General features: G+C 70.8%; 25 protein-coding genes and 1 pseudogene. 12 read left to right on the top strand and 14 right to left on the bottom strand.

Annotated features, from left to right (window positions below):
- Positions 1-136 precede the first annotated feature (136 nt).
- From dapF to miaA, 3 genes are all read right to left on the bottom strand, one after another.
- Entirely contained in the window at positions 137-1,000 is an 864-nt protein-coding gene (dapF, locus tag IE206_RS34800) for a diaminopimelate epimerase (protein WP_189969405.1), read from the bottom strand.
- Between the two features lie 77 nt (positions 1,001-1,077).
- Complete coding sequence (locus IE206_RS34795; RefSeq protein ID WP_373301033.1) at positions 1,078-1,656, bottom strand: hypothetical protein; 579 nt, start codon at positions 1,654-1,656, stop codon at positions 1,078-1,080.
- 107 nt (positions 1,657-1,763) lie between these two features.
- The gene (miaA, locus tag IE206_RS34790) at positions 1,764-2,702 is read right to left on the bottom strand and encodes a tRNA (adenosine(37)-N6)-dimethylallyltransferase MiaA (protein WP_189969402.1); all 939 of its coding nucleotides are present in this window, start codon (positions 2,700-2,702) and stop codon (positions 1,764-1,766) included.
- Positions 2,703-2,884: 182 nt separating this feature from the next.
- On the opposite strand from miaA, the gene IE206_RS34785 reads away from it, so the two are divergent.
- Complete coding sequence (locus IE206_RS34785; protein WP_189969400.1) at positions 2,885-3,169, top strand: hypothetical protein; 285 nt, start codon at positions 2,885-2,887, stop codon at positions 3,167-3,169.
- 21 nt (positions 3,170-3,190) lie between these two features.
- Positions 3,191-3,433, top strand: coding sequence for an antitoxin (locus IE206_RS34780; RefSeq protein ID WP_189969398.1), 243 nt, complete (start codon positions 3,191-3,193; stop codon positions 3,431-3,433).
- Positions 3,434-3,575: 142 nt separating this feature from the next.
- On the opposite strand, the gene IE206_RS34775 is transcribed toward IE206_RS34780, so the two are convergent.
- Both IE206_RS34775 and miaB read right to left on the bottom strand, forming a co-directional pair.
- Positions 3,576-4,277: a class III extradiol dioxygenase subunit B-like domain-containing protein gene (locus IE206_RS34775; RefSeq protein ID WP_189969395.1), complete on the bottom strand. Its 702-nt coding sequence runs from the start codon at positions 4,275-4,277 to the stop codon at positions 3,576-3,578.
- A gap of 71 nt (positions 4,278-4,348) precedes the next feature.
- On the bottom strand, positions 4,349-5,836 hold the full coding sequence (gene miaB, locus IE206_RS34770; RefSeq protein WP_189969392.1) for a tRNA (N6-isopentenyl adenosine(37)-C2)-methylthiotransferase MiaB: 1,488 nt from the start codon (positions 5,834-5,836) through the stop codon (positions 4,349-4,351).
- A gap of 69 nt (positions 5,837-5,905) precedes the next feature.
- Between miaB and IE206_RS34765 the strand changes: the two genes are divergently transcribed.
- Complete coding sequence (locus IE206_RS34765) at positions 5,906-6,901, top strand: TAXI family TRAP transporter solute-binding subunit (protein WP_189969390.1); 996 nt, start codon at positions 5,906-5,908, stop codon at positions 6,899-6,901.
- 8 nt (positions 6,902-6,909) lie between these two features.
- Here the strand turns inward: IE206_RS34765 and IE206_RS34760 are convergent, their stop codons facing one another.
- Together IE206_RS34760 and IE206_RS34755 are read right to left on the bottom strand one after the other, a co-directional pair.
- Positions 6,910-8,307: a sensor histidine kinase gene (locus IE206_RS34760; RefSeq protein ID WP_189969388.1), complete on the bottom strand. Its 1,398-nt coding sequence runs from the start codon at positions 8,305-8,307 to the stop codon at positions 6,910-6,912.
- Between the two features lie 15 nt (positions 8,308-8,322).
- Positions 8,323-9,024 (bottom strand): response regulator transcription factor, encoded by a 702-nt coding sequence (locus IE206_RS34755; RefSeq protein ID WP_189969386.1) that lies wholly within the window; start codon positions 9,022-9,024, stop codon positions 8,323-8,325.
- A 294-nt stretch (positions 9,025-9,318) separates the two neighbouring features.
- On the opposite strand from IE206_RS34755, the gene IE206_RS34750 reads away from it, so the two are divergent.
- The 8 genes from IE206_RS34750 to IE206_RS34720 all read left to right on the top strand — a co-directional run bounded on the left by IE206_RS34750 (position 9,319) and on the right by IE206_RS34720 (position 15,975).
- Entirely contained in the window at positions 9,319-10,104 is a 786-nt protein-coding gene (locus IE206_RS34750; protein ID WP_189969384.1) for an amino acid ABC transporter ATP-binding protein, read from the top strand.
- 113 nt (positions 10,105-10,217) lie between these two features.
- Positions 10,218-11,138 carry a glutamate ABC transporter substrate-binding protein gene (locus IE206_RS34745; RefSeq protein ID WP_189969382.1) on the top strand — a complete coding sequence of 307 codons (921 nt, stop codon included), beginning with the start codon at positions 10,218-10,220 and terminating at the stop codon, positions 11,136-11,138.
- A gap of 93 nt (positions 11,139-11,231) precedes the next feature.
- Positions 11,232-11,879 (top strand): amino acid ABC transporter permease, encoded by a 648-nt coding sequence (locus tag IE206_RS34740; RefSeq protein ID WP_053726397.1) that lies wholly within the window; start codon positions 11,232-11,234, stop codon positions 11,877-11,879.
- The gene (locus IE206_RS34735) at positions 11,876-12,790 is read left to right on the top strand and encodes an amino acid ABC transporter permease (RefSeq protein WP_189969380.1); all 915 of its coding nucleotides are present in this window, start codon (positions 11,876-11,878) and stop codon (positions 12,788-12,790) included. Before IE206_RS34740 ends, IE206_RS34735 begins: the two co-directional genes overlap by 4 nt.
- A 143-nt stretch (positions 12,791-12,933) precedes the next feature.
- A complete protein-coding gene (locus tag IE206_RS34730; protein ID WP_189969378.1) occupies positions 12,934-14,598 on the top strand; it encodes an FAD-dependent monooxygenase in 1,665 nt (554 codons plus the stop codon).
- Positions 14,599-14,830: 232 nt separating this feature from the next.
- A complete protein-coding gene (locus tag IE206_RS43675) occupies positions 14,831-14,917 on the top strand; it encodes a putative leader peptide (RefSeq protein ID WP_311605579.1) in 87 nt (28 codons plus the stop codon).
- A gap of 90 nt (positions 14,918-15,007) precedes the next feature.
- Entirely contained in the window at positions 15,008-15,571 is a 564-nt protein-coding gene (locus IE206_RS34725) for a cupin domain-containing protein (protein WP_189969376.1), read from the top strand.
- Positions 15,568-15,975 carry a rhodanese-like domain-containing protein gene (locus tag IE206_RS34720; protein WP_189969374.1) on the top strand — a complete coding sequence of 136 codons (408 nt, stop codon included), beginning with the start codon at positions 15,568-15,570 and terminating at the stop codon, positions 15,973-15,975. The genes IE206_RS34725 and IE206_RS34720 overlap by 4 nt, the downstream gene beginning before the upstream one ends.
- An 8-nt stretch (positions 15,976-15,983) precedes the next feature.
- Here IE206_RS34720 and recX read toward each other — a convergent pair.
- From recX to IE206_RS34700, 4 genes and pseudogenes are all read right to left on the bottom strand, one after another.
- A pseudogene (gene recX, locus IE206_RS34715) lies at positions 15,984-16,673 on the bottom strand (recombination regulator RecX); the annotation flags it as partial.
- Positions 16,610-17,731: a recombinase RecA gene (recA, locus tag IE206_RS34710; protein WP_189969370.1), complete on the bottom strand. Its 1,122-nt coding sequence runs from the start codon at positions 17,729-17,731 to the stop codon at positions 16,610-16,612. The pseudogene recX and the gene recA, both read right to left, overlap by 64 nt.
- A 246-nt stretch (positions 17,732-17,977) precedes the next feature.
- Complete coding sequence (locus tag IE206_RS34705) at positions 17,978-19,078, bottom strand: AI-2E family transporter (protein ID WP_189969471.1); 1,101 nt, start codon at positions 19,076-19,078, stop codon at positions 17,978-17,980.
- 284 nt (positions 19,079-19,362) lie between these two features.
- Positions 19,363-19,557: a DUF3046 domain-containing protein gene (locus IE206_RS34700; protein WP_053726402.1), complete on the bottom strand. Its 195-nt coding sequence runs from the start codon at positions 19,555-19,557 to the stop codon at positions 19,363-19,365.
- Between the two features lie 80 nt (positions 19,558-19,637).
- Between IE206_RS34700 and IE206_RS34695 the strand changes: the two genes are divergently transcribed.
- Positions 19,638-20,570, top strand: a complete 933-nt coding sequence (locus IE206_RS34695) for a hypothetical protein (RefSeq protein WP_189969368.1) — start codon at positions 19,638-19,640, stop codon at positions 20,568-20,570.
- Between the two features lie 108 nt (positions 20,571-20,678).
- On the opposite strand, the gene IE206_RS34690 is transcribed toward IE206_RS34695, so the two are convergent.
- From IE206_RS34690 to IE206_RS34680, 3 genes are all read right to left on the bottom strand, one after another.
- A complete protein-coding gene (locus IE206_RS34690) occupies positions 20,679-20,987 on the bottom strand; it encodes an AzlD domain-containing protein (RefSeq protein ID WP_189969366.1) in 309 nt (102 codons plus the stop codon).
- The gene (locus IE206_RS34685) at positions 20,984-21,796 is read right to left on the bottom strand and encodes an AzlC family ABC transporter permease (RefSeq protein WP_189969364.1); all 813 of its coding nucleotides are present in this window, start codon (positions 21,794-21,796) and stop codon (positions 20,984-20,986) included. Before IE206_RS34685 ends, IE206_RS34690 begins: the two co-directional genes overlap by 4 nt.
- A gap of 178 nt (positions 21,797-21,974) precedes the next feature.
- A complete protein-coding gene (locus IE206_RS34680) occupies positions 21,975-22,802 on the bottom strand; it encodes a helix-turn-helix transcriptional regulator (protein WP_189969362.1) in 828 nt (275 codons plus the stop codon).
- Positions 22,803-22,813: the final 11 nt, after the last annotated feature.

Genomic DNA, 22,813 nt, shown 5'->3' with positions numbered 1-22,813 from the left:
ACCGACCCCACCACGTGGCGCAGTCCCGCTCTCGCTCAGCGTGAAACGGATCACCCATTCGAGCGAAGGTTCAGGACACAGCTGTTTCGAGCCCGACCGGGCCGATCATGGTCGGCCAACCGCTGCGGAGGGCGGGTCAGACGGTCAGCAGCGAGGGGTCGATGACGCCCTCGGCGACGATCACCGCGGGCCCGGTCATCTCGATCTCACCGTCCGGGTACTCGGTGATGACCAGGGTGCCGCCGGGAAGGTCGACGGTGTACGTCGCCGGGGTGCCGGTGACCGCCGGGTCCACCCCGTCCCTGCGCGCGGCGGCGACGGCGACCGCGCAGGCGCCGGTGCCGCAGGAGCGGGTCTCGCCCGCGCCCCGCTCGTGCACCCGCATCGCGACGTGCGCGGGGCCGCGGTCCACGACGAACTCGATGTTCACACCGTCCGGGTAGACCTCCGCCGGGCTGAACGGGGGCACCGAGCGCAGCTCTCCCGCGTGCTCCAGGTCGGCAACGAACGCGACCGCGTGCGGGTTGCCCATGTTCACGTTGCGCGCGGGCCAGCTTCGGCCGTCCACGCTGACCGTGACTCCGGCCTCGGGGAGCAGGGCGCGCCCCATGGAGACGGTGATCTCACCGCCCTTGGCGATGTGCACCTTCTTGATCCCGCCGCGGGTGGCGACGGCCAGGTCGCCCTCCTCGACGAGGCCCGCACGCTCCAGGTAGCCGGCGAAGACGCGCACTCCGTTGCCGCACATCTCGGCGATCGAGCCGTCGCCGTTGCGGTAGTCCATGAACCATTCGGCTTCGCCGGCCATGGCCTTCGCCTCGGGGTGGGCCGCACTGCGCACCACGTGGAGCAGGCCGTCGCCGCCGATTCCGGCCCGGCGGTCGCAGAGCCTGGCAACGGCGGACGCGGGCAGGTCGAGGGCGTTGTCCGGGTCGGGGACGATCACGAAGTCGTTCTCGGTCCCGTGGCCCTTGAGGAAGGCGATCGGCGAAGTGTTCACGCGTCAATCGTACGGGGACGCACCGACAGCGGGCCGGGACGGTGGTCCTGAACTGCGGTTCCTGATCCGAGGCGGGCTCAGCGGAGCCGGGCCACGCGCCAGACCGCGAGCGCGACGAGTACACCGGCGACACCCACGTACAGGGCGAGGACCCGCCAGTCCGGGCGCTCCTTGGAGCCCCGGGTGGGCAGCCCCGGCCAGGTGTGGCCGACGCGGCGCGCGGCCATCATGCCCCAGCCCGCGGCGCAGCAGCTGATGAGCAATCCGAGCATGGCCACGACCGGTCCGCCGTCGCCGAACTCGAAGGCCAGGGGGAAGGCGAACATGAGCGAGCCGAGCGCCGCGAGCATCACGATCGGGGCGAGCTGCCAGATCCTCAACCGGCGCTGGGGGCGCAGTTCGACCTCGACCTCACCACCGTCGGAGACCGCTCCCACGGAGCCGTCCTCCGGCCCGTCGGGGCTCAGTCCCGAGGCGCCGAGCACCGCGGAACCCAGCGCGGACGATGTCGCCTCCGCTGCGCGCGCGGTGCCGTCCGCCCCTTCGGCGGATTCCGCTTGCGCGCTGTTCGGTGCCGCTGAACCGTGGTCCGTCGAGCCCTGGCGCGCGGTGTCGTCCCGCGATCCTTGCTCTCTGTCTCGAGGGCCGGCCTCCATCGCCACGCGCCCTCCCAACTCGGACTCCACTGGTCGATCGACGATTGATGATGGCACGCGCAAGAGTGCCGCAATGACCGGCGGAGCGTCCCGATGCCATCACGTGATCAGGCTGTAACCGCTCGTTCGACCAACGCCAGCGCCAGGTGCGGGAGTTCCGCACGGTGCTCCATGGCGCCGCTCAACCAGTGGACGCGCGGGTCGCGTCGAAACCAGGAGTCCTGGCGGCGCGCGAAGCGCTTGGTGGCGCGCACGGTTTCGGCGCGCGCCTCGTCCTCGGTGCACTCGCCGGCGAACGCCGCGAGAACCTGCTGGTAGCCGAGCGCCCGTGAGGCGGTGCGCCCCTCACGCAGTCCGCTTTCCTCCAGGGCCCGCACTTCGTCGATCAGCCCCGCTTCCCACATCCGGTCGACGCGCACGGCGATCCGCTCGTCGAGCTCGGGGCGGCCGACGTCGACACCGATCTGCACGGTGTCGTACACCGACTCGTGGGTGGGCAGATTGGCCGTGAACGGCCGGCCGGTGATCTCGATCACTTCGAGGGCCCGGACGATCCGGCGGCCGTTGCTGGGCAGGATCACGCGGGCCGCTTCGGGGTCGGCGGCCGCCAGCCGGACGTGGAGGGCGCCGGGGCCCTGTGCCTCCAGCTCGCCCTCCAGACGGGCCCGCACCTCGGGGTCGGTGCCCGGGAAGTCGAGCACGTCGATCGCTCCGCGCACATAGAGTCCCGATCCGCCGACGAGGACGGGGGTGCGCCCCTCGGCGAGCAGCCGGTCGATCTCGGCCCGGGCGAGCGTTTGGTACGTGGCGACGTTGGCCGGTTCCGTCACGTCCCAGATGTCCAGAAGGTGGTGCGGGATGCCGCCGCGCTCGTGGAGCGTCAGCTTGGCGGTACCGATGTCCATCCCCCGGTAGAGCTGCATGGAGTCGGCGTTGACGACCTCGCCGCCCAGTTGCTGGGCGAGGAAGACGCCCAGATCGGACTTTCCGGCCGCTGTCGGGCCGACGACGGCGATGACCCGCGGTGCGGGAGCTGCACTTCTCACGGTCACAGTCTCGCAAACCTCCTCGGCCCTCCTCGAACGAGCTACGTGACGGGGCGCGGCTGGGTTCGTTGCCTGTTGCGAGGTTCCGAGCGCCGGTTTGTTGACCGGTGCCGCCGGGCGACGCAATGAGGCGCTCCGCCTGGCGCGGGATTTCGCCCACACGAGTACGCTATGGAGTAGATATGGGCGTTTTTTCAAGGTTTCGCCGTAAGGCCGATGTGGCTGTCGCGGAGTCGACCGAGGAAGTGAAGGCTGCCACGCCGACGGCGGAGCCGGAGGCCGAGGGCGACACCGGTACTTCGGCGGACTGCCCCGCCGCCGAGGCTTCCGAGGTGTCCGAGACCGCCGAGGAGACCGGGGCGGCGGAGCCCGCCGAGTCCGCTGCCGCGGAGGGGGTCGAGATCCCCAAGCAGCAGTCGGCCGAGGAAGCGGCGGACAGCGAGGCCGGCGAAGGCGCCCGCAAGTAGTCACCCGAGGGAAGGTGCCCCATGGGTTTCCTGGACACTTTGAAAGCCAAGCTGGCCCCGGCCAAGGACAAGGTCTCGGACCTCGCGCAGCAGCACGGGGACAAGATCGACCACGGCCTGGACAAGGCCGCCAAGCTGGTCGACGAAAAGACCAAGGGCAAGTACAGCGACAAGATCCAGTCGGGTACGGGAAAGGCCAAGGAAGCCCTGGACCGCATCTCCCACAAGGACGGTGGCGGCACGCCGCCCGCGTCCACTTCCTGAACCACGCGCGCCGGAGGGCCGTGGGGCTGCCTGCTCCACGGCCCTCCGCCGTGCCTCTTTCGGACTCTGGGTTTTTGAACTCCGGGTCTCAGGAGAACTCCGGATTTCGGAAGAACTCCGGAGTTCGGGAGAAGCCCGGGTTTCAGGACCAGACGCCGACGAAGTAGCCGACTCCGTAAGGCGCGTCCTCGTAGAGGAGCCGCCCGGCGAGACCGGCGTCGCTGCCCGCGCCGGCGAGCACCTGCCAGGGCGCGCGTCCGGCCACCTTCAGCTCGTACGCCAGCCGGTCGTCCAGGCCCATCAGGGTGGCGGTGTCGGCGGCGCCGAGAGCGGCGGACGCGACCTCGTCGAAGCTCGTGGCGCGCTCGTCCAGGTAACCGGGCGCCTTGAGGGTGCGGCAGGCGCTGCCGTCGCCCATGACGAGCAGAGCGACCCGGGCGGCCCTGGCCGCGAGGTCCTCTCCGGTGCCGATGCAGGCCCCCGGTTCCAGCTGCTCGGCGACGGCGAGCCCCTCGACGGGGGCGTCCGCCCAGCCGGCCCGCTCCAGGAGCCAGGCGCCGACCGTGAGCGACAACGGGAGCTGCTGTCCCCCGGGTTCGCCCGGCCCGAGGCGTACGGAGACGTCCACGCCGTATCCGGCGAACGAGCCGGCTGCCCCTTGCCGGAAGGTTCCCCCGTGCTCCGCCGAACCGACCACGACCAGGAGGTCCGGCCGGGACGCGGCGAGCACGCCGACGGCGTCGGCACAGGCGTCGCGTGCCGCGTCCAGTTCCGGCGCGGCGCCGGCGGCGACCTCGGGTACCAGGAGGGGCGGGCAGGGGCAGACAGCGGCGGCTACGAGCATGATCCGCAGCCTAGTCCCGTTCCGGCGGCCCGGCCCTGCCGCCCGGACTCGGCGACAGGGACCGCGCGGGCTCAGAGGACCGAGCAGCCGCCCGTGGGCTCCGGGAGCGGTGCCGGGGCGCCGATCGACGGCAGGCCGAGCATCACGCCGGCCGGCTTGGCGGCGGGCGCCGCGTTGCGCTTCTCCCAGGCGTCGCCCGCGCGGGTGCGGCGCACCGAGGTCGTCGGGCCCTCGGCGAGCAGGTGGTGCGGGGCCGCGTAGGTGATCTCGACCGTCACCACATCGCCCGGACGCACGTCCTGGTCCGGCTTGGTGAAGTGGACCAGGCGGTTGTCGGGTGCGCGGCCGGACAGGCGCTGGGTGGAGCCGTCCTTGCGGCCCTCGCCCTCGGCGACCATGACCTCCAGGACACGGCCGACCTGCTTCTTGTTCTCCTCCCAGGAGATCTCCTCCTGGAGGGCGGACAGGCGCATGTAGCGGTCCTGAACGACATCCTTGGGGATCTGTCCGTCCATGGTCGCCGCCGGAGTTCCGGGGCGCTTGGAGTACTGGAAGGTGAACGCGTTCGCGAAGCGGGCTTCGCGGACCGTGTGCATGGTCTGCTCGAAGTCCTCCTCGGTCTCGCCGGGGAAGCCCACGATGATGTCGGTGGAGATGGCGGCGTGCGGAATGGCGGCGCGCACCTTCTCGATGATCCCGAGGAAACGCTCCTGCCGGTACGAGCGGCGCATCGCCTTGAGCACCGTGTCCGAGCCGGACTGCAGCGGCATGTGGAGCTGCGGCATCACGTTCGGGGTCTCGGCCATGGCGGCGATCACGTCGTCCGTGAAGTCACGGGGGTGCGGCGAGGTGAAGCGGACCCGCTCCAGGCCCTCGATGTTCCCGCAGGCCCGCAGCAGCTTGCTGAAGGCCTCGCGGTCGCCGATGTCCGAACCGTAGGCGTTGACGTTCTGCCCGAGCAGCGTGATCTCGGAGACTCCCTCGCCGACCAGCGCCTCGATCTCGGCCAGGATGTCGCCGGGACGGCGGTCCTTCTCCTTGCCGCGCAGCGCCGGGACGATGCAGAAGGTGCACGTGTTGTTGCAGCCCACCGAGATGGACACCCAGGCCGCGTACGCGGACTCGCGGCGGGTCGGCAGCGTGGACGGGAACGCCTCCAGGGATTCGGCGATCTCGACCTGCGCCTCCTCCTGGATGCGGGCACGCTCCAGGAGCACCGGCAGCTTGCCGATGTTGTGCGTGCCGAAGACGACATCGACCCAGGGGGCCCGCTGCACGATGGTGTCGCGGTCCTTCTGGGCGAGGCAGCCACCCACGGCGATCTGCATGCCGGGCCGCTTCGTCTTCATCGGGGCGAGCCTGCCGAGATTGCCGTACAGCTTGTTGTCGGCGTTCTCCCGCACCGCGCAGGTGTTGAAGACGACGACATCGGCATCACCGTCGGCGCCCTCGGGCGCGCGGACATAACCGGCCCCCTCAAGGAGGCCGGACAGCCGCTCGGAGTCGTGGACGTTCATCTGGCACCCGTAGGTGCGCACCTCGTAGGTCTTCGCACTCATCTCGTACACCAGGGTACGGGGCCCGCCACCCCCTGGTCCTCGCGGGCGATGAACTGGCAGGATCCAGCCATGCTCCCCGCTCTGTCCCGGCCCGGCCGCCGCCGCGTCCTGCAAGGGTCCGCGGCCGCCGTCGTGGCCGTCGGGCTGCTCCTGTGGTGGCTGGTGCCGTTCGGCAGCCGGTCGCCCGCGGGGAACATCGACTTCAGTACGGGCGTACGCACCGGGGTCTACCAGCGCTACGGCGAGCTGCTCCAGCAGGCGCTGACCAGTGATCTCCCGGACGTCCACGTCAATCTCCGCACCAGCCAGGGGTCGCAGCAGAACCTCCAGCGCCTGGCCGACGGCATCTCCGACTTCACCATCGCCACGGCGGACTCCGTCGACAAGTTCCGCAAGGACAACAGACCCGGCGCGGGCCGACTGCGCGGGTGCGCGCGGCTGTACGACGACTACGTGCAGCTGGTGGTGCCCCAGGACTCGCCCGTGCGCTCGGTCGCGGATCTGCGCGGCAAGCGCGTCGCCGTCGGGCAGGACGGTTCCGGCGTCCGGCTGCTCGCCGACCGGCTCCTGCCGGCCGCCGGGCTGAACCCGCAGAAGGACATCACGCCCATCCCCGCGGGCATCGACACCATGCCCGACCTGCTGCGGAACAAGCAGATCGACGCGTTCTTCTGGTCCGGAGGGCTGCCGACCAACGCCGTCCTGAAGCTGTCCGAGGCGTACCCGATCCGCCTGGTCCCGCTCGCCGACCTGGTGTCGGCCCTGCACAAGGCGGACGGCAGCACCGGCTACTACCGGGCGGCGACCATGCCGGCCGACGCCTATCCGAAGGCACAGCGGGGTGTTCCGGTGCCGACGATCGCCGTGGCGAACCTGCTGGTCACCACCGACCGCACGAACGCGGCACTGACCGAGGGCTTCACCCGCACGGTGATAAACAGCCGCGACCGCATCGGCCGTGAGGTGCACGCGGCGCAGCTGGTGGATCTGCGGACGGCGATCTACACGGATCCGCTGCCGTTGCACGACGGGGCACGGGACTACTACCGGTCGGTCAAACCCTGACGAGTCGGTCAAGGCTGCGTGCGCGGCACCGTCACAGTGACGCACAGGCCGTGCGGGGCGTGGTGGGCGTAGGCGATGGTTCCGCCGCCGGCCGCGAGCAGGGCGCGGGAGATGGAGAGGCCGAGGCCGGAGCCCTTGATGTTCTGGTGGCGGCCCGCGCGCCAGAAGCGGTCGCCGATGCGGCTCAGTTCCTCGTCGGTGAGGCCCGGGCCCCGGTCGGTCACCGTCACGGTGGCCCGGGGGCCGTCGGTGGCGACGGTGACCCGCACCTCCTCGCCTTCGGGGGTGAACTTCAGCGCGTTGTCGATCACGGCATCCAGCGCGCTGGACAGCGCCACCGGGTCCGCCCAGCCGGTGGCGGCGGTCGAGCCGTCCGCGATCAGCCGTACGCCCTTGTCCTCGGCGAGCGGCCGCCACGCGGCGACCCGCTCCGCCACGAGCGCCCCCACGTCGGTGAGCTGGAGGTCGGCGGCGGCATGCTCGGCCAGCGCCAGGCCCAGGAGGTCGTCGAGCACCTGGGCGAGGCGCTTGCCCTCGGTGCGTACCGAGGCGATCTCCTCGTTCCCCTCGGGGAGTTCGAGCGCGAGGAGCTCGATGCGCAGCAGCAGGGCGGACAGCGGGTTGCGCAGCTGGTGCGAGGCGTCGGCGACAAAGGCGCGCTGCTGCTCGAGCACTTCTTCGACGTTGTCGGCCATCTCGTTGAACGAGTGGGCCAGCCTTCTGAGTTCCGGGGGCCCGCCGGCGGCGGCGACGCGTGAGTTCATGCGGCCGGTCGCGATGTCGTGGGTGACGGCGTCCAGGACGCGTACGGGCCTGAGCACCCAGCCGGTCAGCCGGAACGCGGCGCCGACCGCGAGCAGCATGGCCGCCAGTTCGCCGGCCGCGATGAGGAGCCAGCCGTGCAGGGTGCCCGAACGCATGCTCCCGGTGGGCGAGTCGGTGACCACGACCGCGATCACGTCGCCCTCGCGCACGACCGGTGAGGCCACCACCAGGCGGCCGCGCTGCCACGGCCACACCTGGGCCGGATCGTGGCTGCGGCGGCCTGCCAGGGCCTCGTGGAAGGCCATGTACCCCTCGCCCTTGGCGGGCACGGTCCAGCCCGTGGGGGCGCCGGCCATGGCGGTGCCGTTGCGGAAGAAGACGCCCGCCTTGATCCCGTACAGGGTCGAATAGCGGGTGAGTTCCTCCTCCAGGGTGGTCAGCCGTTCCGCGCTGTTGGTGTCGTTGCCGTCGGTGGCCGTGACGAACTGGGCAAGGGCCGCGAAGCGCGCGGTGTCGTCGATGCGGTCGACGACCACCCGCTGCTGCTGGGCGCGGGCCACGCTCAGCGCGAGCGGGAAGCCGAACGCGACCAGGACGAGCGCGAGCAGGAAGATGAGCAGCGGGAGAAGTCGGGTGCGCACCGGGCTTCTCGGGTCTCAGAGGGCGGCCGGCGCGACGAGCCGGTAGCCGACGCCGCGCACGGTCTCGATCAGTGCCGGCATGCGCAGCTTGGAGCGCAGGGAGGCGACGTGCACTTCGAGGGTGCGGCCGGTCCCTTCCCAACTGGTGCGCCACACCTCGCTGATGATCTGTTCCCGGCGGAAGACGACGCCCGGGCGCTGGGCGAGGAGTGCGAGCAGGTCGAACTCCTTGCGGGTCAGCTGCACGCTCTCGCCGTCGACGCTGACCCGGCGGGTGGGAAGCTCGATCTGTACGCGGCCGAGGCTCAGTTCGGCCTCGGCCGATTCGGGCCGCGCGCCCGGCGGCGGGCGCCGGATGACCGCGTGGATACGGGCGATGAGTTCGCCGGTGTCGTACGGCTTGACCACGTAGTCGTCGGCGCCCAGGTTCAGCCCGTGGATGCGCGAACGCACGTCGGCGCGCGCCGTCACCATGATCACCGGGATGGAGGTGCGCTTGCGGATCTTGCCGCAGACCTCGTAGCCGTCCTGGTCGGGCAGCCCGAGGTCGAGCAGGACCACTCCGAAGGGTGGTTTGGCACAGCGGTCGTCAGGAAGAAGCGCCTGCAGCGCCTCTTCGCCGTTGCGCGCGTGCTTCACCTCGAAACCGTGCTTGGACAGCACGGCGGACAGGGCGGCGGCGACGTGGTCGTCGTCCTCGACGAGCAGCAGTCTCATGGCCCCCCTCCCTGGATGTGCCCGGCCCCTTCGAGCCGTCGGCACGCGATGTTCATCGGCCGCATCACGGCATGTACCCCCGAATCCACGCCCATGGTCGCCACTCCGGTCAAGGGGGCGCCCGCCCCTGCGCACCATCCGTTACGGAGCCGGTATTGGGCCGGGGTGCGCGCTCACCCAGAGTGCTTCCACGCAACCGGATCGTTATGCTCAAGTTCCGCTCAGATGTAATGACGCTGGTCACAACTCACCACTACGGTCCTCCCCAACCGAGGAGGACGGAGCAAGAAGCCGATGAGCGGAGTATCAGTGGCCAAGGGGACCGAGGACGCCGTACCCGCGTCGGGTGACCTGGTCGTGCTGAGCAACGTCAACAAGCACTTCGGCGCGCTGCATGTGCTCCAGGACATCGACCTGACCATCGCCCGTGGCGAGGTCGTCGTCGTCATCGGGCCCTCAGGGTCCGGGAAGTCCACGCTGTGCCGCACCATCAACCGCCTGGAGACGATCGACTCCGGGGCGATCTCGATCGACGGCAGGCCGCTGCCCCAGGAGGGCAGGGAGCTGGCGCGGCTGCGTGCCGATGTCGGCATGGTCTTCCAGTCGTTCAACCTCTTCGCGCACAAGACGGTGCTCGAGAACGTCATGCTGGGCCAGGTGAAGGTCCGCAAGGCCGACAAGCAGGCCGCCGAGCAGAAGGCCCGCGCCCTGCTCGACCGGGTCGGCGTGGGCACCCAGGCCGACAAGTACCCGGCGCAGCTCTCGGGCGGTCAGCAGCAACGCGTCGCGATCGCACGGGCGTTGGCGATGGACCCGAAGGTGATGCTCTTCGACGAGCCCACGTCGGCGCTCGACCCGGAGATGATCAACGAGGTCCTCGAAGTCATGCAGCAGCTGGCGCGGGACGGGATGACGATGGTCGTCGTCACCCACGAGATGGGCTTCGCCCGCTCCGCCGCGAACCGGGTCGTCTTCATGGCCGACGGCAGGATCGTCGAAGAGGCCACGCCGGACCAGTTCTTCAGCAACCCGCGCAGCGACCGGGCCAAGGACTTCCTGTCGAAGATCCTGCACCACTGACGAGAGTCGGCCGACAATCAACTGTCCTGCCCCGCCCGATGGTTGGCATCGGGCGGGGCACCTGTCGGCCGACCGACGACGACCAACGACCAACGACGCAAGGAATGTTCGCCATGATGCTCCGCAAGTACGCCGCCGTCGCGGCGATCGCCGCGCTCGCCCTGACCGCGACCGCCTGTGGCGGCAAGTCCGGCTCCGCCGGTGACAAGCAGTCCGCCCAGCCGGGCTCCAGCGGCGCGCCGCAGCTGCCGACGTACACCGTCGCCTCGAACGTCACCCTTGACTCGCCGACCTTCAAGGCGGCCAAGGCGCGCGGCAAGCTGATCATCGGTTCCAAGGCCGACCAGCCCTATCTCGGCTTCGAGGACCAGTCGACCAAGGAGCGCTCCGGCTTCGACGTCGAGATCGCCAAGATGCTCGCCGCCGACCTGGGCTTCAAGCCCGACCAGATCGAGTGGAAGACCGTCGACTCCGGTGTCCGCGAGACCGCGATCTCCAAGGGCCAGGTCGACTACTACGTCGGCACCTACACGATCAACGACAAGCGCAAGAAGCAGGTCGGCTTCGCGGGTCCGTACTACAAGGCCGGCGCCGACCTGCTCGTCCGCAAGGACGACACCTCGATCAACGGCAAGGACTCCGTCAAGGGCAAGAAGGTCTGCTCGATCGTCGGCTCCACGCCGCTCCAGGAGATCAAGAAGCCCGAGTACGGCGCGTCCGTCGTCGAGCTGTCGAAGTACTCGGACTGCGTGCAGCAGCTCCTGTCCAAGCAGGTCGACGCCGTCACCACCGATGACGCGATCCTCAAGGGCTACGCCGCCAAGAACTCCGGCAAGCTCCGCGTCGTCGGCAAGCCGTTCACCGAGGAGCCGTACGGCATCGGCATGAACAAGGACGACAAGGCGCTGCGCGACTTCATCAACGCCTCGATCGAGAAGCACGAGCAGGACGGCACCTACAAGAAGATCTACGACGCCACGCTCGGCCTGTCCGGCTCCAACTACCAGGCCCCGCCGGCCGTCGTCCGCTACTGATCGACGCCGCTGACGCGCCCCGTACTTCGTACGGGGCGCCACGGCCCCGCCCCGCCCGATCCCCCAGCCGCTGCCCGCCGACGCGGAGACCTCATGAACGTACTGCTCGACCATTTCGCGGAGTTCCGCGACGGCTTCATAGGCACTGTGGAGATCACCGCCGTCAGTTCGGTCATCGCCCTGGTCCTCGGACTGCTGCTCGCCGGTTTCCGGGTCTCCCCCGTGCCGCCGCTGCGCTTCTTCGGCACCGCCTGGGTGACGCTGCTGCGCAACACCCCGCTGACGCTGCTCTTCCTGGTCTTCTTCTTCGTCGTGCCGGAGATCTTCTTCCCCGGCATGAGCCCGTTCCTGCTCGGTTCGCTCGCGCTCGGCTTCTACACGGCGTCGTTCGTCTGCGAGGCCGTGAGGTCCGGCATCAGCACGGTGCCGCTGGGGCAGGCCGAGGCGGCCCGTTCGATCGGCATGAGCTTCACGCAGACGCTGCGCCTGATCGTGCTGCCGCAGGCCACCCGGACGGTCATCCCGCCGCTGAGCTCGATCTTCATCGCGCTCACCAAGAACTCGGCGATCGCCGGCGCCTTCAGCGTCACCGAACTGTTCGGCTGGCAGAAGCTGCTGAGCGAGGACGGCTACGACATCGTTCCCGTCTTCATCTGGGTCGCGCTCGGCTATCTGATCGTCACCTTCGCGATGAGCGGTCTCTTCCGCCTTCTTGAGCGCCGCATGGAGGTCGCCCGATGAGTGCCAGCGTTCTCTACGACGCCCCCGGCCCCAAGGCCGTCGTACGCAACCGGATCTACGCCGTCGTCGGTTCCCTCGCGCTGATCGCGCTGATCGCCCTCGCGATCGTCCGCCTCGCGGACAAGGGCAACCTCGACTACGCGATGTGGGACATCTTCAACTACGCGGGCATCCGGCAGAACATCGCCGACGCGGTGCTCGCCACCCTCAAGGCGTTCGGCCTCGCCGCCGTCGGCTCGCTGGTGCTCGGGCTGCTGCTGGCCGTGGCCCGGCTCTCCGACCACAAGCCGGTCCGCTGGGCGGCCACCGCCTTCATCGAGGTTTTCCGTTCCATCCCGCTGCTCATCACGATCTACGCGGTCTGGGTCGGCTTCCTCGCCGACTACTCGATGTGGGCGCTGGCCCTCGGCCTGTCGATCTACAACGGCTGTGTGCAGGCGGAGGTGCTCCGCGCGGGCGTCAACTCCGTGCCCAAGGGACAGCGCGAGGCGGCGTACGCGCTGGGCATGAGCAAGTCGCAGGTCATGATGAGCGTGCTCATGCCGCAGGCCGTCCGGGCGATGCTGCCGACGATCATCAGCCAGCTCGTCGTCACCCTCAAGGACACGTCGCTCGGCTTCATCATCCTGTACCCGGAGCTGCTCCAGACGGCACGTCTGATCGCGAGCAACACCCAGGTCAACGGCCAGTACCCGTACGTCTCGACCATTGTGGTCATCGGCTCCATCTATGTGGCGATGTGTCTGCTGCTCTCGGCGCTCGCGACCTGGATCGAGAAGCGCGGGCGCCGGGCGAAGACCGGCATCACCATGGGGTCGGCCGCCGCCCCGGTCACGGCCGCCGGCCCGGGCGCCGTGCTCGCTGCCGAAGGGACCGACGGTTCCGACGTGGCGCCTGCTACGACGAACTGACGGCACGGGAGGCGGTGACGTTCGCGTCGCTGCCTCCGTCACTTGACGCAAGCACGCGCAGTGGGTTGCATACGTTCTGTGATCGTGCACCGGGTTCCCCGCGCCACCTGCAAGCCGTCCCGACCCGCCTCGGGAGCCGCGCCGTGGACCCGGTGATCGTCGTCGGCGCCGGTCCGGTGGGACTGGCGCTGGCCCTCTCGCTCGCAGCCCAGGGCGTGCCGTCCGTCGTCCTCGACGAGGGCCCGGGCAAGGACGAGCCCCGCCCGGTCCGCACGGCCGTACTGCGCCCGGACATCGCCTCGTTCGTGACGGGCCTCGGCTGTACGACGGTGCGCGACGAGGGGGCGCGCTGGGTGGCCTGGCGGTCCATGAGGCGCGGTCGGCTGGTGAGCCGCGTCGGGTTCGGCGAGTCGCCCGCGGACGTCCCCTCGCCGGTGCACATCCCGCAGCACGCCCTGACCCGAGGGCTGCGCGACGCCCTTGCCGCGTCCGGTCTCGTACGGGTGGTCCCGGACAGCCGCCTGGACATGCTGGAGCAGGACGCGGAGGGTGTCTCCGTGCACACCTCGGGGCCCGGCGGGACCTGGTGGCGCGGCAGCTACGCGGTGGGCTGCGACGGCGCCCGCTCCACCGTCCGCAAGCTGCTCGACATCCGTTTCGCCGGCCGTACGGCGGTGGAGCGCCAGGCGGTCGTGGCCCTGCGTACCGAACTCCCGTGGCCGGGCGAGGCGTTGCTGCACCGGCTTCCGCCCTGGCGGGCCAGCGGCGACGAGGCGATGGCCCGTCCCCTCCAGGACGGCGTCTGGCGGCTCGACTGGCTGCTTCCGCCGCGCGCCGAACTGGTCACGCCCGACGCCCTGTTGGGCCGCATCCGGGACACCCTCGCGGGCTGGTGCGGTTCGACTCCTCCGTACGAACTCCTCGACACCGGCGTCCACACCGTGCACCACCGCCTGGCCCGGCGCTGGCGGGTGCGCCGCGCGTTCCTCGCGGGGGACGCGGCGCATCTGCTGGGCGCGCTCGGCACGCAGGCCCTGGACGAGGGTCTGCGGGACGCACAGAACCTCGCCTGGAAGCTGGCCCAGGCCTGGCACCACGGGGCGTCCGAGGTGCTCCTGGACAGCTACCAGACGGAACGCCGGTCGGCGGTGGCGGCCCGGCTGCGCACGGCCGACCAGTCGTTGCCCGTCCTGCGCGGCGGTGCGGGGCCGCGCGGCTGGATCCCGGGGACCGCGCGCGGCCACGACGCCCTGGTGACCGACGGCCACTTGGGTCGCGGACCGCTCGGCGCGCCCCCCGCGTACCCGCACTCCCCCCTCACGCCTCCGTACACCGAGTCGCACATCCCGGTGGGCACGGGGCTGGGCGCACCGGCCGCCGACATCTGCGTCACAGCCCCCGACGGCGCGACCGCGTCGCTGCGGGACCGGCTCGGCAAGGGCAGGCTCCTGGTCGTCCTGGTCGCCCCGGGCACCGGCGTCTGGGACCGGCGCCACTGGCTCACGGCCGGGGTCATGCCCCGCCTGGCCGCCGCGGTGTCGGCGCTGCCGTTGGACGCGGAACTCCTGGTCGCCGAGGACTACCCCGGCGCTCCCGCCCACGCCGTCCTCCTCGTACGCCCCGACGGGCACCTGGCCGCCGCGTTCAACGGGGTGCAGCCCGCGCAGTTGTACGCCGCGGCCGAGGCGGTGCGGGGAGAGGCCGGCGGGAGTGAGCCGGGTGTGGGGGCGGGGAGTACGGGTGCCGGAGGAGCGGATGCGGGGGTCGCGGGGGCGGGGGTTGCGGGGGGCCGAGGGGCGGACGGCTGACATCAACTGATGTCTGTGATCTCTGTGATGTCTGTCGGCTGTTGTTGTCTGGCGTTGCCCGTCTGGAATCCGTCAGCTGATATCTGTCAGCCGTGATCCGTCGACCGATGGCTGACACCGGGTGTCCACGCGTTGTCGGCGACCTACCGGCCGCCAGCCATGATCCGCCATCCGTGATCCGCCATCCGAACACCGATTGACCGACGCAGGCGCACATGGTCTACTCCGGAACGTGACCGACACCGATGTGCGCCTGTGGCGGAGGGTCCATATGGACCTCGTCCGCTATGCGGGCTGCGTGTGTCGTCCGTCCTGCTGATTCGCCTTTCCCTTCGCGCCGTACCGCCGCGCCCTTGAGGCGCCATCTGCCGTACGCGCGCATTCGCGAACTCTCTCAGGACGGTCCCCCGTGTCTCGCTCCGTAAGCACATCTGTCACTCCCTCCGTGCCCGCTCCCGCCTCCGCGCCCGGATCCGGCTCCGCGCCGACCGAGGCGGACCTGCTCGACTTCGCCCTCCGTACCGCCGCGGACGCCGCGCTGGTTGCCTCGCTGCCCCTCGACGACGAGGGGCGCACCTGGATTCGGCTCGACGGCCCGGGCGGCAGCGAGGCCTGGCTGATCGGCTGGCCGCCCGGCACCGGTACGGGCTGGCACGATCACGGCGGCTCCCACGGCGCCTTCGCCACCGCGGCCGGCGCGCTGCGTGAGGACTCGCTGGCGGCCCGCCTGCCCACCGAGGGCTGGAGGACCCTGGAACTCGCCGAAGGCATCGACCGTTCAAGGCAGTTGGGGCCGGGAAGCGGCCGGGCCTTCGGGCCGCACCATGTGCATGAGGTACGGAACGAGTCCGGGGCCGAGCATGCGATCTCGGTGCATGCCTACTATCCGCCGCTGCCTCTGATCCGGCGTTACAGCCGGACAGGCGCGGTGCTCCGTATCGAGCAGGTCGAGCGTCCGGAGGACTGGCAGTGAGCGCGGAACGTACGCGACCGGTGGGGATCGACGAGCTCCTCGACCGGGTCAGGGCCGGTCTGGATCGAGTGACGGCCGAGGAGGCCTTCGCCGAGGCCGCCGACGGGGCGCTTCTGGTGGACATCCGGTATGCGGCGCTGCGTGACAGGGACGGGCTGATTCCTGGCGCCCTGGTCGTCGAGCGCAACGAGCTGGAGTGGCGGCTCGATCCACAGGGCAGCCACCGCGCCGCCGAGGCGACCGGTCACGATCTGCGGGTGGTGGTGATCTGCAACGAGGGGTACGCCTCGTCCCTCGCGGCAGTGTCGCTGCGGCAGTTGGGGCTCCACCGGGCGACCGACCTGGTCGGCGGCTTCCAGGCGTGGCGCACGGCGGGGCTGCCGGTCACGGCCCCCGCCGACTGACCGGCGGCTCACATCTCGTACAGGTCGTCCGCGTTTTCGCCCTCCTGCTCCAGTGCCTGGCGGACCACTCTGAGAGCCATGCCCTCCGGGTAGCCCTTGCGGGCGAGCATGCCGGCGAGGCGGCGGATCCGGCGGTCGCGGTCGAGGCCGCGGGTGGAGCGGAGTTTGCGCGCCACGAGTTCGCGCGCGGTCTCCTCCTCCTGGTCGGAGTCGAGCTGGCCGACGGCCTCGTCGATGACCGTGGAGTCCACGCCCTTGGTGCGCAGTTCGCGTGCCAGCGCGCGGCGGGCGAGCCCGCGCCCGTGGTGGCGGGACTCCACCCATGCGTCGGCGAACGCCGCGTCGTTGATCAGTCCGACTTCCTCGAAGCGGGAGAGGACCTCTTCGGAGACCTCGTCGGGGATCTCCCGCTTCTTGAGGGCGTCGGCGAGCTGTCTGCGGGTCCGGGGCGTCCCGGTGAGCAGGCGCAGGCAGATGGCCCGCGCCCGCTCAGCCGGGTCCTGCGGCGGCGGCTCCTTCTCGGCCCTCGACGAGTCGGTGCCGTCGCCCGCTCCATTGGGGCCGCCCCGCCGGGAGCGGGCCCGCTCGGGGCCCGGCTCCGCGGGGTCGGCCCATTCGGTCCTGCGGGTCACCGCTAGCTCTTGGCAGCGGCGGCCTTGGCCGTCTTGGCCTTGGTGGCCGGGGCCGGAACCGCGGCCGCGTCAGCCGCCGGGGCGGTCTCGGCGGCGTCCTTGCCGGGCTCGGCCGTCGGCTCCTCCGGACGGACACCGACGCCCAGCTTCTCCTTGATCTTCTTCTCGATCTCGTTGGCGAGGTCGGGGTTGTCCTTCAGGAAGTTGCGGGCGTTCTCCTTGCCCTGGCCGAGCTGGTCGCCCTCGTACGTGTACCAGGCGCCCGCCTTGCGGACGAAGCCGTGCTCGACGCCCATGTCGATCAGGCCGCCCTCGCGGCTGATGCCCTGGCCGTACAGGATGTCGAACTCGGCCTGCTTGAAGGGCGGCGCGACCTTGTTCTTGACGACCTTGACGCGGGTGCGGTTGCCGACCGCGTCCGTGCCGTCCTTGAGCGTCTCGATCCGGCGGATGTCGAGACGTACCGAGGCGTAGAACTTCAGCGCCCGGCCACCGGTCGTGGTCTCCGGCGAGCCGAACATCACGCCGATCTTCTCGCGGAGCTGGTTGATGAAGATCGCGGTGGTCTTCGACTGGTTGAGCGCGCTGGTGATCTTCCGGAGCGCCTGGCTCATCAGACGGGCCTGCAGGCCCACGTGCGAGTCGCCCATCTCGCCCTCGATTTCCGCGCGCGGCACCAGGGCCGCCACGGAGTCGATGACGATGAGGTCGAGCGCGCCGGAGCGGACCAGCATGTCGACGATCTCCAGAGCCTGCTCGCCGTTGTCCGGCTGCGACAGGATCAGGTTGTCGATGTCGACGCCGAGCTTCTTCGCGTACTCGGGGTCCAGGGCGTGCTCGGCGTCCACGAAGGCCACCGCGCCGCCGGCCTTCTGGGCGTTGGCCACCGCGTGCAGCGTCAGGGTCGTCTTGCCGGAGGACTCCGGGCCGTACACCTCCACCACACGGCCGCGCGGCAGGCCGCCGACGCCGAGCGCCACGTCGAGCGCGGTCGACCCGGTGGGGATGACCTCGATGGGCTCATTCGGCCGCTCGCCCAGGCGCATCACCGCGCCCTTGCCGAATTGCCGTTCAATCTGTGCGAGTGCGGCGTCGAGCGCCTTCTCGCGGTCAGTTCCTGCCATGGGTTCCACCCGATTTGCTTGAGTCGATCGCTTCACGTCAAAGACGCTAACCCCTGCCACTGACAATGGGCCCCGACGTCCTTCCAGCCTGTGGATAACTCCACCGGAAACGCGGTGGAACCCGTGCAAACACAGGGCCGGACTCCCATGAGAATGGATGTTCGATTTTACTGTCAAGCGCACCGCGCACGGCGAAGCGCTTCGTTCCCACCCGCCCGCCAATCCCGACAAATAGGAAATTCCAGCCTACGGCGTCGCCTCTGGCGCCACTGCCGAGCCCTGGCCGCGCGGCTGGTGCCTGCCGAGCACGCGCGGGTCGTCCGTCACGTCGTACCGCTTCACGTAGGCGCCGAGGAACGCCTGCAGGGTCGCGACCGCCGGGATGGCGATGAGTGCGCCGACCGCGCCCATGAGGGCGGTGCCGGCGATCACCGAGCCGAAGGCGACGGCGGGATGGATGTCCACGGTCCTCGCGGTGAGCTTGGGCTGCAGCATGTAGTTCTCGAACTGCTGGTAGATCACGACGAATCCGAGCACCCACACCGCGTACCAGGGGTCCACGGTGAAGGCGATCAGCATGGGGAGAGCGCCCGCCAGGTAGGTGCCGATGGTGGGGATGAACTGGGAGACCAGGCCCACCCAGACCGCCAGCGCCGGGGCGTACGGAACGCCGAGGATCTGGAGCAGGATGTAGTGCGCGATGCCGGAGACGAGCGCCATGAGGCCGCGCGAGTAGAGGTAGCCGCCGGTCTTGTCGACCGCGATCTCCCAGGCCCGCAGCACCTCCGCCTGCCGGGCCGGCGGGAGCACGGAGCAGATCGCCCGGCGCAGCCGGGGCCCGTCGGCGGCGAAGTAGAACGAGAACAGGAAGATCGTCAGCAGCCGGAAGAGGCCGCCGAGTACGGTCGCGGAGACGTCGAGCACGCCGGTCGCGCTGTTCTGGACGTACTTCTGCAGCCAGTCGGAGTGCAGCAGGCTGTCGCGCACCTCGACCCGCGAGAGCTCCGTGTGGAACGTGTGGTTGACCCAGTTGATCACCGAGTCGAGGTACTTGGGGAACTGCTCGACCATGTCGACGATCTGTCCCGCCAGCATCGAGCCGAGGAGCACGACGAAGCCGACCGTCGCGATCGTCAGGGCGAGGAACACCAGGAACGTGGCCATGCCCCGGCGCATTCCGCGGGCCGCCATCCGGCCGACGGCGGGCTCCATGGCGAGCGCGATGAAGAACGCGATCAGGATGTTGATCAGCAGACCGATGAGCTGGTGGAAGGCCCAGCTGCCCAGCTGGAAACAGGCGTACAGGGCGAGCGCGAGCACTACGGCACGCGGCAGCCAGCGGGGCATGCGTGCGGCGGAGGCGAGCCCCAGGGGGCGCGCCGGGGTTTCGCCGGAGGCGGGCGATTCGCCGCGCGGGGCGCCCGCGGGGCCGACTTCGCGGTCGCCCGCCCGGTCGGCTGCGCTGTCGTCGGTGTTGATCTCATCAGTCGGTGCCACGGAGCAAGTCTCGCCCATGTGTCCGACAGCGGGCCGCCACATCTGTTCCGGCTGCCTGGCCGGGCCGCCCCGTCACCCGGAACCCCGCCCTTCACCCGAAGGCGGCCACCCGTGCGCCCCCGAAGGGGCCGCCGTCACCGCCTGTCCGCGGGCACGTCCATGGCGGCGCAGACCGCCCGCCAGACGTCCTTCGCCTCCCAGCCCGCGTCGAGGGCCTCGTGCACGGTGCGCCCGCCCAGTTCCGTCATCACATGGTCACGCGCGAAGGAGTCCGCGTACCCGGCGCCGAAGTGGTCGGCCATCCGCTCCCAGAAAATCGTCAACCGCATGACTCAAGTATCCCGCCCCTGAGAGTGCAGCCCCGGCGGTCGGGCCTGCCCGCGGCTCTGTGGGCCCTACCGTCTGAAACATGGCTGGTTCCGGAGCATCCCCCCACTCCCCCGACTCACCACTGGCGCGCGCCGCGCACTTCATCTGGCTGACGGCCAGGGTGCTCGAACAGCGCCGGTTCGCCTACCACTTCCTCGGCAAGGACGCCGATGCCGTCGAGGCGGCACTCTCCGCCTATCAGGGTGACGACGGCGGCTACGGCCACGCACTCGAACCCGATCTGCGCGGGCCCGTCAGCCAGCCCCTGCACACCGCGCACGCGCTGCGGGTCCTGGACTCGGTCGGTCGGCTCGGCGGTCAGCGCGTGGAGCGGATGTGCCGCTATCTGACGGACGTCTCCACCAAGGACGGCGCCCTGCCCGCGCTGCACCCCTCGCAGCGCGGCTATCCGGCGGCGCCGTTCGTCCCGATCGTCGACGATCCGCCCAGCGCCCTGTTGACCACCGGCCCCGTGGTCGGGCTTCTGCACCGCAACCAGGTGTGGCACGCGTGGCTCTTCCGGGCGACCGACTTCTGCTGGGCCACGGTCGACTCGCTGGAGACGTCGCATCCGTACGAGGTCGAGGCGGCGGTTGCCTTCCTGGACGGCGCCCCCGACCGTTCCCGGGCCGAGGCGGCCGCGGACCGGCTGGGCCGGCTCGTCAGGGAGCAGGGCCTCGCGGTGCTCGATCCGGCACGGATCGCCGACTACCCGGTCTCCGAGGGATACGCCCCCGGCGAGCGGCACTTCCCGCACCACTACGCGGCCGTGCCGGAATCGCTGGCCCGCCGGTGGTTCACCGACGAGGAGATGAAGCGCTCCCTCGACCATCTGGAGGCGGAGCAGCAGGAGGACGGCGGATGGCCGATCCACTGGCGTGCGTGGGCGCCCGGCACGGCCCTGGAGTGCCGCCCCATGGTGACGATCGAGGCGCTGCGCACACTGCGCTCCCACGGCCGCACGATCGGGTGACCCTGGCGGCTGCCTGTCCGGACGGACCGGGTGGGCTCCGGGACGACCTGACGGACGAGGCCGGTCGCCGGGGCGCGGCGGCGTACGGTCCGCCCCGGCGCCTGCTGCTCAGCCGCCCAGGGCCCGTACGCCCGCCGTGACGAGGACGGCGGCGCCGACGATCACCAGGAACGGGGCGCGCAGCACCAGCGCGACGGCCGCCGCCGCGAGCCCGGCCGCCCGGGCGTCGAGCAGCACCTGGTGGCCGGTGCTGAAGGTCTGCTGGGCGGTGAGCGCGGCCAGCAGTGCCACCGGCAGCAGCGCGGCAAGCCGCTTGACCAGCGGCCGCTCCAGGGCGCCCGCCGGGACCAGCAGCCCGAGGAGCTTGACGAGGTAGCAGCCGACGGCGGTGGCGGCGATGGCGATCCAGACGTTCAACGCGCTTGTCCCTTCGGGGAGTTCCCGATTCCTTCGGACGGACCCGGGGCGGTGGCGTCGTGGGTGCGAGCCCCCGCGTCCGCCCCTGTCTCCCCCGGCGTGCTCCGCCCCTTCAGGAAGAGCACGACGGGCGCGGCGAGGGCTGCGACCAGGACGGGCGCGCCCGCGGGCAGCACCGGCAGCATGGCCAGGACGAGCACGACGGCGAGGGAGGCCGTGATGCGCTCGGTGGAGGTCTTGAGCATCGGCGCGAGCAGCGCGAGGAAGACGGCGGGGCTCGCGGCGTCGAGCCCCCAGGCGTCGGTGTCGCCCAGGGCCTGCGCGCCAAGCGCTCCGGCGAGCGTGGTCAGGTTGCACAGCACGTAGAGGGTGAGGCCGGTGACGGTGAAGCCGATCCGCGCGGCCCGCCGGGTGGGCTGGGCGAGGGTGACCGCGGTGGTCTCGTCGATCACCCACTGGGCGGCCAGAGGGCGCAATGCCCTTGGCAGCGCGAGCAGTTGGGAAAGGCGCAAGCCGTAGAAGGCGTTACGGGTGCCGAGGAAGAAGGCGCCGGCCGCCGCGGTGAACGGGTTTCCGCCGGCCGCGAGCGCGCCGACGAGCGCGAACTGAGAGGCTCCGGTGAAGACGAGCAGGCTGAGCGCGCATGTCTGCAGGAGGCCGAGTCCCGATCCGGCCGAGGTCACTCCGAAGGCGAAGCCGGAGAGCCCGACGGCGACGCCGACGCCCAGGGCGTCGCGGACGACGGCCGCATCGGGTTTGCCCCCGGCCTCGGGGCGTATCTCTGGGGATGCTGTCTGTTCTGCTGCCACGCCGTGGACGTTAGAAGAAAGTGGTGCTTCGGTTCTTGTACGTTCTTGCACGCCTGGCGTTCTCGCACGCCTGGCGTTCTTGCACACCGACGGTCTCGCACGCCCGGTGTTCCTGCACGTCGACGGTCTCGCACGCCTCTTCGCGCATGCTCACGCCTGCCCCGACGCACGCCCGCGCCTACGTCCTGGCGCGCTCGCGGCGATATGCGCCTGGCGTGACGCCGACGATCCGGGTGAAGTGGCGGTTGAGGTGCGGCTGGTCGGTGAAGCCCACGGCGACGGCGGCCTCGGCGGGCGGAGTTCCGCCGTCCAGGAGGCGGGCGGCCCGGCGTACGCGCTCGCCCGTCAGCCAGGCGTGGGGCGGCAGGCCGTACTCCGCCTTGAAGGCGCGCAGCAGCGCGAACGGGCTGGTGTCGAGCTCCTTGGCCAGCTGTTCCAGGGACGGTGGGGCGGCGAGCCGCTCCACCAGGAGGAATCGCGCCGCAGCCGCGGCGCGCGCTCCCGCCGAACGGGCAGTCCGCTCGGGCAGAGCGTGGCCGTGGCGGCGCAGCAGCCGGGCGACGGCGATGCGGAACACGCTGTCGGCGGCGAGGGCGTTGCCCTGCTCCGCCGCCCGGTGCACGTCCTGGATGAGCAGTGCGGTGTCCGGGTCCTCGACGATGGTCTCGGCGAATCCGGCGGTGCCGCGCAGGGTGGTGGTTTCCGCGGCGATGTCGGCGACCAGCTGCGCCGAGGGGTAGAGCGTGGCGTACGTCCAGCCTTCAGGGACTCCGGCGTGAGCGGCGTGCGGGACCTCGGGGTTGATCATGACGACGGTGCCGGGGCGGGCCGGGATCGTCCCGCCGGGCATGATCACGTTCTCGATGCCGCTGCGTACCGCTCCGAAGACGAACCCCTCGTGAGCGTGGCGCGGGAAGGAGTGGCTCACATAGCGGGCCCGGAGCAGATCGAGGCCGGGCAGCTCGGAGTACTGCCAGTGCCGCGCCCATTCCTCGACCCCGTCCACACGTTCATTCT

This window comes from Streptomyces violascens, from assembly GCF_014649955.1.
Lineage (GTDB): Bacteria > Actinomycetota > Actinomycetes > Streptomycetales > Streptomycetaceae > Streptomyces > Streptomyces violascens.
The sequence above is the reverse complement of the archived record's forward strand: the minus strand, read 5'-3'. Positions and strand labels throughout refer to the sequence as shown.

Bases quoted from the DNA above. Each gene is read 5' to 3' on its own strand.
- IE206_RS34795 (WP_373301033.1), bottom strand. From the start codon at position 1,656: ATGGAGGCCGGCCCTCGAGACAGAGAGCAAGGATCGCGGGACGACACC.
- IE206_RS34785 (WP_189969400.1), top strand. From the start codon at position 2,885: ATGGGCGTTTTTTCAAGGTTTCGCCGTAAGGCCGATGTGGCTGTCGCG.
- IE206_RS34780 (WP_189969398.1), top strand. From the start codon at position 3,191: ATGGGTTTCCTGGACACTTTGAAAGCCAAGCTGGCCCCGGCCAAGGAC.
- IE206_RS34775 (WP_189969395.1), bottom strand. From the start codon at position 4,277: ATGCTCGTAGCCGCCGCTGTCTGCCCCTGCCCGCCCCTCCTGGTACCC.
- miaB (WP_189969392.1), bottom strand. From the start codon at position 5,836: ATGAGTGCGAAGACCTACGAGGTGCGCACCTACGGGTGCCAGATGAAC.
- IE206_RS34765 (WP_189969390.1), top strand. From the start codon at position 5,906: ATGCTCCCCGCTCTGTCCCGGCCCGGCCGCCGCCGCGTCCTGCAAGGG.
- IE206_RS34755 (WP_189969386.1), bottom strand. From the start codon at position 9,024: ATGAGACTGCTGCTCGTCGAGGACGACGACCACGTCGCCGCCGCCCTG.
- IE206_RS34750 (WP_189969384.1), top strand. From the start codon at position 9,319: ATGAGCGGAGTATCAGTGGCCAAGGGGACCGAGGACGCCGTACCCGCG.
- IE206_RS34745 (WP_189969382.1), top strand. From the start codon at position 10,218: ATGATGCTCCGCAAGTACGCCGCCGTCGCGGCGATCGCCGCGCTCGCC.
- IE206_RS34740 (WP_053726397.1), top strand. From the start codon at position 11,232: ATGAACGTACTGCTCGACCATTTCGCGGAGTTCCGCGACGGCTTCATA.
- IE206_RS34735 (WP_189969380.1), top strand. From the start codon at position 11,876: ATGAGTGCCAGCGTTCTCTACGACGCCCCCGGCCCCAAGGCCGTCGTA.
- recA (WP_189969370.1), bottom strand. From the start codon at position 17,731: ATGGCAGGAACTGACCGCGAGAAGGCGCTCGACGCCGCACTCGCACAG.
- IE206_RS34705 (WP_189969471.1), bottom strand. From the start codon at position 19,078: ATGCCCCGCTGGCTGCCGCGTGCCGTAGTGCTCGCGCTCGCCCTGTAC.
- IE206_RS34700 (WP_053726402.1), bottom strand. From the start codon at position 19,557: ATGCGGTTGACGATTTTCTGGGAGCGGATGGCCGACCACTTCGGCGCC.
- IE206_RS34695 (WP_189969368.1), top strand. From the start codon at position 19,638: ATGGCTGGTTCCGGAGCATCCCCCCACTCCCCCGACTCACCACTGGCG.